The 13,509-nt window shown below is 68.0% G+C and carries 11 protein-coding genes and 1 pseudogene; 9 read left to right on the top strand and 3 right to left on the bottom strand.

The features are described from left to right. Positions 1 to 35: 35 nt before the first annotated feature. From SALPAC3_RS28215 to SALPAC3_RS0101915, 3 genes are all read right to left on the bottom strand, one after another. Positions 36 to 275 carry a hypothetical protein gene (locus SALPAC3_RS28215; RefSeq protein WP_018219582.1) on the bottom strand — a complete coding sequence of 80 codons (240 nt, stop codon included), beginning with the start codon at positions 273 to 275 and terminating at the stop codon, positions 36 to 38. A gap of 7 nt (positions 276 to 282) precedes the next feature. Then, positions 283 to 528 carry a response regulator gene (locus SALPAC3_RS0101920; RefSeq protein ID WP_232430442.1) on the bottom strand — a complete coding sequence of 82 codons (246 nt, stop codon included), beginning with the start codon at positions 526 to 528 and terminating at the stop codon, positions 283 to 285. Positions 529 to 675: 147 nt separating this feature from the next. Further along, positions 676 to 1,968, bottom strand: coding sequence for a VldE C-terminal domain-containing protein (locus tag SALPAC3_RS0101915; RefSeq protein WP_232430441.1), 1,293 nt, complete (start codon positions 1,966 to 1,968; stop codon positions 676 to 678). 627 nt (positions 1,969 to 2,595) lie between these two features. Here SALPAC3_RS0101915 and SALPAC3_RS0101910 point away from each other — a divergent pair. The 9 genes and pseudogenes from SALPAC3_RS0101910 to SALPAC3_RS0101865 all read left to right on the top strand — a co-directional run bounded on the left by SALPAC3_RS0101910 (position 2,596) and on the right by SALPAC3_RS0101865 (position 13,498). Then, the gene (locus SALPAC3_RS0101910) at positions 2,596 to 3,306 is read left to right on the top strand and encodes a siderophore-interacting protein (protein ID WP_026185149.1); all 711 of its coding nucleotides are present in this window, start codon (positions 2,596 to 2,598) and stop codon (positions 3,304 to 3,306) included. An 88-nt stretch (positions 3,307 to 3,394) separates the two neighbouring features. Beyond that, positions 3,395 to 3,630, top strand: a pseudogene (locus tag SALPAC3_RS27795) (MFS transporter); the annotation flags it as partial. A gap of 117 nt (positions 3,631 to 3,747) precedes the next feature. Continuing rightward, positions 3,748 to 4,926, top strand: a complete 1,179-nt coding sequence (locus tag SALPAC3_RS0101895; RefSeq protein WP_018219577.1) for an ATP-grasp domain-containing protein — start codon at positions 3,748 to 3,750, stop codon at positions 4,924 to 4,926. Next, complete coding sequence (locus SALPAC3_RS0101890) at positions 4,919 to 6,541, top strand: IucA/IucC family protein (protein ID WP_018219576.1); 1,623 nt, start codon at positions 4,919 to 4,921, stop codon at positions 6,539 to 6,541. Before SALPAC3_RS0101895 ends, SALPAC3_RS0101890 begins: the two co-directional genes overlap by 8 nt. Beyond that, positions 6,538 to 8,130: an IucA/IucC family protein gene (locus tag SALPAC3_RS0101885; RefSeq protein WP_018219575.1), complete on the top strand. Its 1,593-nt coding sequence runs from the start codon at positions 6,538 to 6,540 to the stop codon at positions 8,128 to 8,130. The genes SALPAC3_RS0101890 and SALPAC3_RS0101885 overlap by 4 nt, the downstream gene beginning before the upstream one ends. Next, positions 8,127 to 9,272 (top strand): alanine racemase, encoded by a 1,146-nt coding sequence (locus tag SALPAC3_RS0101880; protein WP_018219574.1) that lies wholly within the window; start codon positions 8,127 to 8,129, stop codon positions 9,270 to 9,272. The genes SALPAC3_RS0101885 and SALPAC3_RS0101880 overlap by 4 nt, the downstream gene beginning before the upstream one ends. A 113-nt stretch (positions 9,273 to 9,385) precedes the next feature. Next, positions 9,386 to 10,708 (top strand): MFS transporter, encoded by a 1,323-nt coding sequence (locus tag SALPAC3_RS0101875; protein ID WP_018219573.1) that lies wholly within the window; start codon positions 9,386 to 9,388, stop codon positions 10,706 to 10,708. A gap of 561 nt (positions 10,709 to 11,269) precedes the next feature. Further along, entirely contained in the window at positions 11,270 to 12,880 is a 1,611-nt protein-coding gene (locus SALPAC3_RS0101870; RefSeq protein WP_080635104.1) for an FAD/NAD(P)-binding protein, read from the top strand. Positions 12,881 to 12,970: 90 nt separating this feature from the next. Further along, positions 12,971 to 13,498, top strand: a complete 528-nt coding sequence (locus tag SALPAC3_RS0101865; protein WP_080635103.1) for a GNAT family N-acetyltransferase — start codon at positions 12,971 to 12,973, stop codon at positions 13,496 to 13,498. The last annotated feature ends 11 nt before the right edge of the window (positions 13,499 to 13,509 follow it).

The following is a 13,509-nucleotide window of genomic DNA, read 5'->3' as shown; positions in this document are numbered from 1 at the left end:
CGTGACACATCGTGACCGAAGGCGGCCGCCTTCGGTCACGGCGCGGCGATGGTGGCCCGGGCAGCGTTGGACGCCGGCGCCGCCTGACTCGGGGTGACCTCGGCGTCCGAGGCACCGGCCCTGCGCCGGGCCGGCATCAGCGCCCCCACGCTCAGCTGGTTGCATCGGCCCGACGACGAATTCGACGGCCCCGAGGAGTCGTCCTCGACCTGGCCCGGGGCGCGGGAGAGCTCGAGCAGCAGGCGCAGCTCGGTCGGCGCGAGACCGACCGGCACGCCATTCCTATGGACCACCAGCGGGACGCGGTCGATCGTCAGAGCACCGCGCGGTGAGCATGATGATCGGGAGGTCGCCGAGGCTCCGGATCCGCTGACAGACCTCGAACCCGTCCATCCCCGGCAGCATGGGGTCGAGGACGACGACGTCGCAGGTGTCCTCGTGCACATGGGCCAGCCCCTGCTCGCCGGTCGCCACCGCGTCCACCGTGGGGCCCCTCCGGGTCAACGCCAGCTGCAGTCCATCGCGCACCGTCTGATGGTCTTCGATCAGCAGAACGCGGGACATGTCGCCGCGTATCGCACCCTGAGTCGAAACCGTTTCGTATGTGGAGGCGGCCTGACAGTCGCCGCCCGCCGCGACTGGTTGTCGCGACGGGCGGCGTAGAAGTCGTCGTGGTCAGCTGATGGTGTCGGGCTGGGTCGACAGGAGGCTCTGGGTCCATCCGCCCGCATCCACCGGGTCGTCCAAGTGGTACACCACGTCGCTGCCGTTGCGGTCGTACGGGTTGACATCCTGGTAGTGGTACATCGCCCCGCTCGCGTCGCGGGCGTAGTAGATGCCCCCACCGGGCGACATCAGATGGGTGAAGCCCCAGCCGTCGGGGTCGAGTGTTGCCCCGTCCCAGTCGCCGGCACCGTTGATCTTGTATGACCGGAGGGTGCCGTCACTGGTCGTCCCGAGGATCCAGTTCGGGCCGGTAGCGGTAAGCGTGTTCAGCGTGAAGCCACTGTCCGCGATCACCGTATTGCTGTTGATCGTGACTGAATGCGTCGCGACGGTGACGCCGTACCGACGCAGTTGACCATCAGAGATGCCGAAGAGGTTGCCGGCACCGTCGTACGCGAGCAGGTCATGCACCCAACCCCTCGAGTCGATCTCGACGGGGGGCTCGAAGGTAAGCGAGGCATTATTCGTGTTGACATCTACCCGGTAGAGCTTACCGTCCGTGGAAGTGACCAGGATGGTGTTGAAGTTCATCGTTGCCATTGCCTTTGGGGTGAAGCCCAGGGAGGCGCTGGAGATCACTGGCCCAAACGTCCGGTCCCCGGTAGGCGCATCGATCACCGAGTAGGTCAGCCGGCCGTCGGGGAGGATGCCATACACCGAGGCGTTGCCGGCTACCTGATTCGCCGACCACCACGTGGTGCGCTTCTCCGCGCCAGCCCAGCTGAAGCTGAAGTGAATATGGTCGGTGTGCGGGCTGGCCCCACTGTATGGCCGCCAACCGGAAGAAGCGTCGTACGACGACCAAATCTGCTTATTCCAGATGATATACATGATGCCAAGCCGGCGGGCCATAGCATGCTTATTGCCGTAGGAGTCCGTGGCAAGCAGCCAGTTGAGTAGGTCGGTCGCGTCCGCACGATCGGCCGAATTGAAATAGTTGAAATGGTAGTCGAGAGCTCGTCCTTCATGGTGCTCGCTGACGCTGCCGCCACTACACTGGCGTCCGATACCTGACTGGTGGGTATCATAGGTAGCGTTCAGCAGATCCCTAAAGGCGATCACGCCGGGTTTGGCGGTTGGATCACACGTGTCCTGGCCATCATACGCCGCGTATCCGTCGATTGTAGACCCAAATACAGGTGTTGTGGGAGCCGCCTGAGCTGCGGCCGGAGCCACAACACCAGCCGCCACCACTGCGGCGACAGCCGCCAGCGCAGCAAGCTTCGGATTCTTCAAACCCACGTGCACGAAATTTCCTTTCACCCGATCTTAAACAGCAGTTCTGGTGCTTGCGTCAGCGCGGCCACCATGACAACAACCAGCCACGCACCGTTAGCCTGCTCGAATTACCCGCTCTCCGGACCACCTCGAACAAGGGAGCTTCCTGAACACCGAGCGAGTCCCCCGCGCCATGCCACGTAAAGCGTCGCAGTTCCAACCACCGATGTCTGTGGGTAAACCCTGGCGTAAAGTCGCCTGGCGGGGTCACGCCACCCCTCGCGGCGCGGCACCTACCCGCCCGATACCGAAGGGCTCCGTTGCGGGTGAATTCCTATCCCACCAGTCGGATTGGTCGGCTTCGAACCGGCTCGGGTCAGCAGAGCCAACTGGGCCCGCTTGTCGGGCATGTCGATCTCCGCGGCGAAGGTGAACCCCGCGATCCGCAGGTCGGGGCACACCGGCTCCAGCGTCAGCTTGCCAAGGTCGAGGATTTACTCCTGATAGATCACGTGATCTCGCGCCCTTCGTTGGTTGCGCGGGTAAGCATCGGGCCAGCAGTGTGGTGCCCGGCGGGCGGGAAGCGGTACCATCGAAGCTTCCGCTTAGGTTAACCTCTCCCAACTTAGGCTGACCTTAGCTGGAGGTCTTGTGAGACGGAACTGGGAGGGTCTGGTCCTCCGGGCCATGGGCGGTCGGGACTTCCGGCTCACCGTGTTGGGCACCGAGTCGGTTGCCGGGCGCTACCAGCGGCTACTCCTTGACGACGGTGGGCTCCTGGCGGTGTGCGGCGTACACCCGACGATGTGGATCCGGCTCTGGTTCAAGACCAACGGCCGGGCACACCAGCGGGCGTACACACTGGTCGACCCAGATCCCGCAACCGGGCGACTCACCCTGGAGTTCGCCATCCACGACGGCTGCGCCGCCCGCTGGGCCACCACCGCGCAGGCCGGGGACACTATCGACGCGACCGTGCAGGGCAGCGCCTTCCAGCTGCCCGACCCGGCGCCGGAACACCTCTACCTGGTCGGGGACGCGGCGTCGCTACCGGCGGTCAACAGCCTCCTCGACGCTGGCGCCGGCATCCCCGCGACGGTGTGGCTGGAGTTCGCCCATGAAGACGAGAAGGCGTTGACTCCGCGCGCCCGGGCGCACCACGACGTGACGTGGGTGCCGCGCCGCGACGACGGGCAGCACCTGGTCGACACCGTCTGCGCCGCACTACCGTCCGGCGAGACCGCGCACTACTGGGTGGGGTGCGAGGCCGGCAGCACCCGCCGCATCACCCGGCACGTACGGCGGACGCTCGGCGTCGGCAAACACCAGCTCACCTCCCTCGGCTACTGGCGGGCCACCTGATAGACCGACTCGACAGCCCGACCACGAACGACGAAGCCGCGATGCGATGAGCGGCGCCTCAGCGACCGCGACCACGCCGGTCAACCCCCATGGCCCTGTGGAGGGCTACGGCACGCTGCTGGCCGGGCTACTCATCATGGGTACGGGCTGCGCGCTGGCGAACCCGGCCATCGTCGAGGCGGTGACGAGCGCGATCCCCACGGACAAGGCGGGCGCCGGGGCCGGCGTTGACGGCACCATGACCGAGGTTGGCAGCAGTCTCGAATCGCCGTGCAGGGTGCGGTGCTCAACGCCCGCTTCGCCGCGCTGTTGCCCGCCGCGCTGCTGCACCAGGCCGACCGCATGTCCGCCCGTGATTGAGACATCCCACGCTGGATGCTAAAGCCTTAAATTCAGATTCGGCTATCTTGAGCTGTCAGGGGAGATTGCCAAGGAGGCGGGATGCGGCTGTACCTCACCGCGTTGAATCCCACCGACGCCGTCCTGGAGGGCTTCCTCCCGGCGGCGGACTCGCTCGGCCTGCCAGTCACGGTGTTGACCGACCGCCCCGCGGAATGGCCGACCGGCGTACCGGTGGACTACTGCGCGGTTCGGGACGCGACGGCGATCGTCGCGGCGACGACGACCGACCCACCGGTCGCCTTGCTCTCCAACAGCGATCACCTGCAGGAGGCGACCGCCATCGCCGCCGGCAAGCTCGGACTGCCCGGCAAAGACCCGGACGCCGCCCGACTCTGCAAAGACAAGGCCGCCATGCGCCGCGTCTTCGCCGCCGCCGGCCTGGACCCGGTGCGCGCGGTCACCGTCAACCCCGGCGCCACACCCACCGTGCCCCGGGATCTCTTTCCAGCGGTGGTAAAGCCCCGTGCTGGTGTGGCCAGTGAGGACGCCTATCTGGTCGTCGATCCAAGGGAGTTGACGGCTCGGGTCGTCGATATCCGGCGGCGGCGGCCGGACGTCGCCCTCGTCGTCGAGGAGTACCTGGTTGGTGAGCTGCACACCTACGAGACGCTGGGTGACGCCGAGTCGCTGGCCGTTCTTGGTGGCTGGCACACGAGCCTCGGCCCACCACCGACCTTCACCGAGCTGAGCCTCGACTGGTCACTCCCGGCGCCCCACCACGAGGCCCGGCTCCGCATGCTGCTCGGCCTGCTCGGTGTCCGTTTCGGCGCCTGCCACACGGAGTACGTTGTACAGCACGACCAGGTCCGACTGATCGAGGTGAACGATCGCCTGATCGGCGACCGGATGGACCTCATCCTCACCGACCTGCTCCGGGTGCCACTCTTCGCCCACGTCATCCGACTGCATCTGGGCGAACCGCTGGCCGCATTCGATCTCCCCGACCCGGCGGAGATCAGCCGGCATGCCCGGGTCGAATACGTCTGCGCGGATCGCTCCGGTCGGCTCACCAAGGCGCCCGGAAGAGTGGACACGACCCACAACGGTGTCGTGCTGTCCAACCGGCCGATGCGTGCGGTGGGCCGGGTTGGGGAGTACACCGGCACCAACCGCGACTATCTGGCGGCACTACACGGCATCGGTCCGGACACGCACCTCGTGCGGACGGCGCTGGCCGCGTTCCGAGACGGGATGCGCTGGACGATCACGGATGGCTGACAGAAGCGAGCGGCAGGTGTTCACCCGGGTTCTCGACGCTCTGCTACGGGAGGACCACCTCGGCCTACTCCACCGCGGGCGGCTCACGGCCCCGGACCAGTGGGAGGTGCCACACTCGGACGGGGTCGTTCGCATCCCGGTCCGCGCCGACGGTTTCCAGGCAACGCTCCGTTCCGCGACGCCGATGCTGCAGGTCCGCGACGGTCGCGGCAGCTACCGTCGCGTCAACACGTTGAACGGCCTACTCACGCTGTTTGCGCCAACCGGCGATCCGGAGGCCGAGGCCGGCTGGCGGACGTTCACCGCCGAGTGCCACGCCGACCTGCGGGCCCGCCGGCTCGCCCGGCGAGCCCGGCCGTCGGTGTTCGCCGCGGTGGTCTCCGAGCGGGCGAACGTCCCGGCTGGCATGTCGACAGCGCTGTTCGACGACGTGCTCGCCGCGCACACCGGCCACCCGGTCTACCCAACTGACCGGTGCCGGCACGGGCTGGACGACGCCGACCTGCTCCGGTTCGCCCCGGAGCACGCCCCCCGCTTCCCGCTACGGTGGCATGTCGCGCCCCGCGCAGAGGTACGGCTCACGGGTCCACTACCAAGCTGGTGGCCGGCGGCGGACCGCAGCGCCGACCTGCTGCTGCCCGTGCACCCACTCACCGCACTTCGACACGCCCTACCGGTGATCCCCCGGGCCGCGGTGACCGTACGGCCCACGCTGTCCATGCGCACCGTGGCGCTCGCCGACGACCCGTACACCCACCTGAAGCTGCCGCTGCCGACCGCCACGCTGGGTGCCCGCAACCATCGTGGGCTGCGACCGGACAGCCTGGCCGACGGCGCGTCGGTGGCCGAGCTACTCAACCGCATCGCCGGCGCCGAACCCGCCTTCACCGGCCGGATTCGACACGCCGACGAGCACACCTACGGCCACCTCGGCGAGGACGACCGCCGCGCGTTCCTGCTCCGCCGATTCCCGCGCGAGCTGGCCGGCACCCGGTTGGTTCCGGTAGCGGCCCTCGCCGCGCCGGATCCGGAGGCCGGCACCGTCCTGGAGCGAGTCAGCCGGGGCCAGCCGCTAGCGCTGGTGAACTCCTACCTGGACCTACTCCTCGACTGGCACGTCTGCCTGTGGCTACGGTACGGCGTGGCACTGGAGGCCCACCCACAGAACATCCACCTGCTACTCGCGCCGGACGGGACGGTCGGCCTGCTCTACAAGGACAACGACGGCGCCCGCCTCGACCCGCGCCACCGCGGTTCGGTCGCACTGCGAGACACGCGGATGTGGGTGCGCGATCCGCACGAGTTGGCCGACGTCTTCATCACCATCACCCTGCATCTCGCCGCCACCGCGCCACTGCTGGCGCTGACCGCCCGGGGCCTTCACCTGCCGTCGCCCGCTGCCGCGCTGGCTCCCCGGCTCGCCGCGGCCCGCGACCGGTGGGGCGACCCGGAGGCGGCTCGGATGTTCACCGAGTGGGTGCTGCACGCCGACCGTCTGCCGGTGAAGGCGATGGTCACCGCCGGCACCCTGCTGTCGAAGCAGCGGCTCGACTGCACCGATGTGAACAAGGTCTACCGGCGCACCGGCCCAAACTACCTGCGGGAGAGTCGATGACCGGCACCGGCCTCCGTCTCCGGCCGGCGCCGGCCCACTCGGCCGACCTGGCCACCGCACACTCCGTGTTCGGCTGCCTGGTCCGCGAGGTTGCCTCCCCCGCCGGCGAGGCCAGCGTATCCGGCAACGAGATGCGGCTGCGGCTGCCGGCCACCGGGGTGATGCTGCGCTGCGACGTGACCCGGGTATCCCCCGTCGGCGCACACAGTTACCACGGCCCCGTACGACGCCAACTCCGCAACGATCAATGGGACAACCTGGATGCCGAACAGCTGGCTGAGCTGGTCGCGGCGGAACTCACCGCCCGTACCGGCCGCGCCAACCCCGAGTTCCTCGGGCAGGTGCGGGCCAGCCGGGATGTCGTGGCCCGACTACTCGCCGAACGACCGGCCACCGATCCGACCCCGACCGGAGAACCCGCGATTGACGTGTACGTGGCGTCCGAGCAGTCACTGGTCCTCGGCCACCCGCACCATCCCACGCCAAAGTGGCGCAGCGGAGACCCGGATGGCTGGCGGGCCTACGCACCGGAGCTACGCACCGCCTTCCCCCTACACTGGCTCGCCGTTCCGGACAACCTCGTGGCTGAAGCCGGGCCGGTCGATTCGCTGCTGGCGGCCCTGGACCCGCCCCGTCCGCCGGCCGGGCACCAGGTGCTGCCGGTTCATCCGTGGCAGCTGGCGCTGGTGCCACCCACGGATTCCCGGATCCGCCGGCTCGGCCCGGCCGGGGCGCCGGTCCGACCGACCGCGAGTGTCCGCACCCTCTACGCGCCCGTCGCTGATCTGTTCGTCAAGACCAGTCTGCACGTACGGATCACCAACTGTCTGCGCAAGAACGCCCGATACGAACTCTCCGGCGCGGTGGCGCTGACCGAACTACTGTCGCGCGTACCGCTGCCGGACGGCGTCGCGCTGCTCGCCGAACCCGCCTACCGAACCGTCGACACGTCCGGGGTAGATGAGGCGTACGGAACGATCCTGCGTACCGGCCTGCGCCCGCACCTGGGGCCCGGGGAGACCCCGGTACTGGCGGCAGCGCTGGCTGCCACTCCGCTGCCGTTGGACGACCCGGTGACCTGGTGGCACCGTTACGTCGGGCTCCTCGTGCCGGCGGTACTGCGCTGCTGGCTCCAGCTCGGCGTGGTGTACGAACCACACCTGCAGAACGTGGTCGTGGTGTTTGGACCGGGGGGCTACCCGGTCCGGATGCTGTTGCGGGACCTGGAGGGAGTGAAGCTGGACACCACCCGCCGGGTTGACTGGCCGGAGGGTGTACCACCGCAGGCTGCCTACACTGCGGAAGAGTCCCGGCGCCGCGTCGTCTACTGCCTGTTCGTCAATCACCTGGCCGGGATCTGTGGCGCCCTCGCCGATGCCCGGCCGGAGGTGGAGTCGACCCTGTGGCAGGAGGTGCGGGCGGTGGTCTCGGTGGTGGCCGCCGACCTCGGCGATCCGCCCGAGCTACACGCGCTGCTGGCGGGCCAGCAGCTGGTCGCGAAGGCCAACCTGCTACTCCGGTGGCGACGTGAGGCTGACCGGGCAGCGCCCTTCGTCCCGGTACCGAACCCATTCGGCGGCCGCCAGTGATCCGCCCGGTCTATGTCCACGATCTCGACAGGTTGGCCGCCCACGCCCACGCGGTCCGGGCAGCCCTGCCCCGGGCAGTCGAGCTGCTATACGCGGTCAAAGCGAACCCGGACCCGAGCGTACTGCGAACTCTCGCACCGATTGTCGCCGGCTTCGAGACCGCCAGCCGCGGGGAGTTGCGGCGTCTCGCCGAGGTGCTGCCCGGACGGACCCCGGCCGCCTACGCCGGGCCCGGCAAAACCGATGCGGACCTCAGCGCCGCGCTCGCCGCCCGGGTAGACCGAATCCATGTCGAGTCCCCTGCCGAACTGCACCGGCTCGGCGCCCTGGCCGACGACCTCGGCGTACCCGCGCGGGTGCTGCTGCGGGTGAACCTCCCGTTGGACGTGCCGGGAGCGAGCCTGGTCATGGGTGGCCAGCCCAGCCCGTTCGGCATGGACCCCTCCGACGCCCTCGCATGTGCCCGTCAACCACCCGCCGGAGTCGAGGTGTACGGCGTGCACGCCCACCTCGCCAGTGGGCTGGACGCCCCGACTGCTGGCGCCGTCGCCGCCGCGGTGGTCCGTTGGGCGGCTACTGTGCTGGGTGCCCGCGAGGTTGACGTCGGCGGCGGCATGACCGTCGACTACGCCGACCCGGCGGCACGGTTCGACTGGGCCGGTTACGGCCGCGAGCTGGCCGATCTACTGACCGCGCATCCGGGCCTGCGGTTACGCATCGAACCTGGCCGTTCGATCGCCGCCTACTGTGGCTCCTACCTAACCGAAGTAATCGACGTGAAACGTTCGTACGGCGAGTGGTTCGCGGTGGTGGCCGGGGGCACGCACCACCTTCGTACACCGGCGGCGAAGGGGCACCCACAGCCGTTCGCCGTACACCGGCGCCACGGTGGTGACGGGCCGTGCACCGACGGAGGCCCGGTGACTGTGGTCGGACAGCTGTGCACGCCGAAGGATGTGCTTTCCCGATCGGCGGATGCCGGTCCGATCGGCGTGGGTGACGTGCTGGTGTTCGCCCTGGCCGGCGCGTACGCGTGGAACATCAGCCACCGCGACTTCCTGCTACACGACCCCCCCGAGTTTCGCACCGGTGACCCGCATCGGATCGCGGCCGAACTGGCGGCACGGCCGTTCGGCCGATGACCACTGCCGACCTTGGTCGCGCGCCCTTCGCGGGACACCGGAGGGAGTCCACTGTGATTGAAGTCGCCAGTCGCCGGTCAGCCCGTTGGCTCAGGTCGACCTAGGTTACGAGGATGAGCTGGTGGAGGGCGATCTCACCGATCCCGCCACCCGGGCCGCTGCGGATCCTGGCCTGGGCCACGCTGACCAACACGGTGGGGATGGGGCTCTGGCTTGCCGGTTCGGCCCTGTTTCTCACCCGGAGCCTCGGGCTGTCCACCCGCTCGGTCGGAGTGGGTCTCACGGTCGCCGCGCTGGTCGGGCTGATCGCGAGCGTGCCGTTCGGCCGCCTCGCCGACCGACGCGACCCGCGTACGCTGCGGGCGGTCCTGCAGCTGCTGCAGGCCGTTGTCGCCGCGTCCTACCTGCTGGTTGACTCGGTCGCGTCGTTCATCGTGGTCGCGGTGTTCAGTGCGCTGCTCGCCACCGGCAACCTCGCGGTTCGCGCCGCCCTGGTCGCGGCCGTCGGCGGCGCGGCAGGACGGGTACCTGCCTTCGCGATACTGCGCGCGGTGGCGAACCTCGGCACCGGTGTCGGCGCGGCCCTGGCGGGGCTCGCCTTGGTGGCCGACGCCCGGGCGGCGTACCAGCTGCTGGTGCTCGGCAACGCCGCGGCATTCGCACTCTCCGCGATGCTGATCATGCGACTGCCTCCGTTTCCGCCCGGGTCGGTGCCGGCCGCCCCGAAGCGCGGTCTCGGGCCAGCGCTGCGGGACGCCCCCTTCGTCGCCGTCGGTGCCACCTCCGCGGTGCTCTCACTGCACTCCGTCGTCCTCACCTTGATCATTCCCCTCTGGGTGACTTCGCACACGGCGGCACCGACCATCATGGTGGCAGCGGTCCTGGTGACCAACACGGTGCTGACAGTGCTGCTGGCCGTGCGCCTGAGCCGCAACGCGCAGACCGCCACTCCGGCTGCGCGAACGATGCGCCGGGCTGGTCTGGCGCTGGCCGCGGCGATGCTGCTCTTCACCGGCACCAGCGCTCTGCCCGCCGGCCCGACGATCGCGCTGCTGCTGGTCGCGACGACGGTCTACACAATCGGCGATCTGTGGCACGCGGTCGGTGGCACCGGGCTGGCCTACGACCTGGCCACACCGGAGTTCGTCGGCGAGTACCAGGGCGCTGCCGGGCTCCTCAACGGCCTCGCCGGTGCGGTGGGGCCCGCTCTGCTGACCCTGCTGATCCTCGACGGGGGCCGCCTCGGTTGGGTTGCGCTGGCGCTGCTGTTCGCGGTCACCGGCCTGTTCACCCCACGGCTGACCCGATGGGCGGTGTTGACCCGCCGCCCACCCGCACCGACGCCGGAGCGCCCTCCCGTTCCGGCTGGCGGCGGTTCGGCCAGCTCGGATGGACCCCGAACCGGCTACGGCTCCGCGCCGCCGTCCAACGCATGAACAGCCAGCTCAAGAACGGGAAACCCGCAAGACCGGCTACCACCGGATCATGATGAGCTTCCCCGACGTGTCACGCACCGACATCGCCCTGAAGATCTTCAAACCTCACGACCGGGTGTGAATTTCCTCCCGGCCTCCTGCCTGATCAGATGCACGCTCGCCATCAGGCGAATGAGCTGATCAAGCGTTTCACCGCCGGCCAACCGGATTCAGATGCAACCCCGAACGATCTCCACCTCGGCACCCCAACCTAAATCACCGATGGGCCCGACTTGCGGAATATATGCCAGGAACCCGAAGATGACCATGAAAAGAAATGCTTCAGCGCTTGACCACACCACCCCCGCCTTATATTCTGACGAGAGATCCAACCCGGCAACGCTGCCAATTGTGTGCCTAATTGCGATACGGGATCGGATCCAACACCAGTGATTCGTCGAATCATCCAAAGAGCCCGAGGCGACGGATCCGTAACTGCCCCTAAGGCACTTATCCCACAAGAAACCCCACTTGGACGTCCGCGCACTCGTGCGCGGCACGCTAATACGTCCTGAGCAACCAATGAAGGGAGAAACACGGGTGAGCAGAAACGGCGAAGCGTCGGTGGCGGTAATCGGCTTGGGCCCTACCGGAACATCATTTGTGTGGAAATTCATCAACGAGCTTCAGACCGATCCATCGACAGTCCCGGTTAGGCTGACGGCTGTCGACCCCGCGGAAGAGCCCGGATCGGGGTACGCCTTCCAGTCAGTGCACCGTCTGAACATGCGGACCGACCGTTTGCACATCAACCCGCGGGCACCGACCGGATTCAGCGACTGGTTGCGCGCCCAACCGGGCACGCACGACCACGACGACCTGGAGTACCCGCCGCGTTGGCTCTTCGGGCGTTACCTGCAGCAGGTCCTCCTCGGGGCATTCGTATCGGCCGAACGAGCCGGTGTGGCCGTCGAGCACTGGCCAACCGCGGCAGTAGACCTTGTGCGGAGTGACGGGTCGTTCCGGATTACCGGTACCGACGGTGTGCAGCGCACGTTCGACGTTGTGGTCCTGGCGACTGGGGAGTCCCGCCACGGCGCCCTCGCGCACTGGGCGGGCCGTCAGAACTTCGTTGCGTCTCTCGCCGAGACACGTCAGCTTATGCAGATTTCGCCCATCGCACACGTGGGCATCGTTGGCAGCGGCCTGAGTGCCGTTGACATCTGCATCCAACTACTCCGACAAGGATCCCAGGGGCGAATCTCCTGCTATTCCCGAACACGGGGGCTTCCGAAGGTACAGAGCGCGACGGCCGAGCAGCAGCCAGCACTGCTCGATCCCGACTGGTTAGACCGGGAGACCCGGGCGGGCCGACAGCGGCTCCGGCTGAGTACAGCGGCACGGGCGCTGGCGGAGGGACTCGATGCCCGGGCGCGCGAGCCATACACCCCCGGAATGCCAGATGCCCGGGAGTGGTTCTCCCGTGCCGGTCAGCGAAGCCGTCAACGACAGGACGAGAATCAGGTCTTCGCGACCGCGGTCGTCGCCGCCACGGAGTCCTCGACCACCTGGTACGACGCACTGGACTCGTTGTCGCCGCACACCCCGGCCATCTGGCACGCCATCGACGAGCGCGACCAGATGCTGTTCCTGACGACCTGCCAAGCTCGCTGGAGCGAGTACCGGCACAGCATGCCACTGGTCAACGCGAGGGCGCTGCTGCCTGCCGTGGTGAGCGGACAACTCAGCGTGCGCAGCGGGCTGACGTCCGTCACCCCCGAAGAATCCGGCGCTGCCTTCCGCTGGCGGATCGTCACTCGGTCGGGTCCATCCGCCCACGCCTACGATGTCCTCATAGACGCGACTGGCGGGCATCTCACCATCGCCTGTCGACGCGACGCACTGCTACGCGGCGCGATCGGACGTGGTCTGCTCACGGCCGATCCTCGGGGCGGCGTGCGGGTCCGGTTCGACACTTGTCAGGTTCTCGGCACGGACGGCAGCGCGTGTCCGAACCTCTACCTCGTCGGCCCAATGACATTCGGCACACACTTCTACACGAACTCGTTCGAGACCAACCGTGACAATGCCTTTCGGGTCGCCCGCACCGTTCGCCTGAGCCTTTCCCGACTCCAGCGCCGGGCAGCACGCATACGGCGGACACCACATGACACAGATGATAGGGGAAGTTGAGTGGAAAGGCGGATACCGGGTCAACGGACTCTACACCTGCGTCGTGGACACACATTTATCTGGCGGCGCACGGTGCCGAGCGACGCGGAAATGATCTGGAGATGGTGGACCGCCCCGGGTTTGACGTACTGGGGAACTGCTCCTCGGGTGGCGAAGGTCGGTCCGCCGCCGTACGGCCCCGAGACTGTACGTGACTACCTGGCGCTGCCGGCGGAGCAACTCGGAGTAGAGACAATCGTCGGTGAACTGGATGGACGGCCGGTCGCCTACGCCGAGACCTACGCAAAGCGGGACAGCCTACTCGCCGATGTGCCTCTGATCGAGGATCAGGCCCGCGGATCTCACCTGCTGGTGGATCCGGCGGCGCGGGTGGATCGACGCATCATTCTGGAGGTAATCGTGGACGGGGTGGACTGGGCCTTTGAAACGTGGCCGGAGGCCCGACACTACATCGGAGATCCCAATATTCGTAATCGGTCAATGGTGCACCTACACAAAATGCTGGGCATGCGGCAGATCATGGTGGTCGAGCTACCTCACAAGACCGCCTGCCTCGTCGCGGTCAGCCGAACCGACTGGACCAACAACCGCGAGCGGGTCGCCTCGCTCATCCGCTGAGAGGGGGCGGT

This window comes from Salinispora pacifica DSM 45544, from assembly GCF_000378845.1.
Taxonomy (GTDB): Bacteria; Actinomycetota; Actinomycetes; order Mycobacteriales; family Micromonosporaceae; genus Micromonospora; species Micromonospora pacifica.
This window is presented reverse-complemented; position numbering and strand designations above follow the sequence as displayed.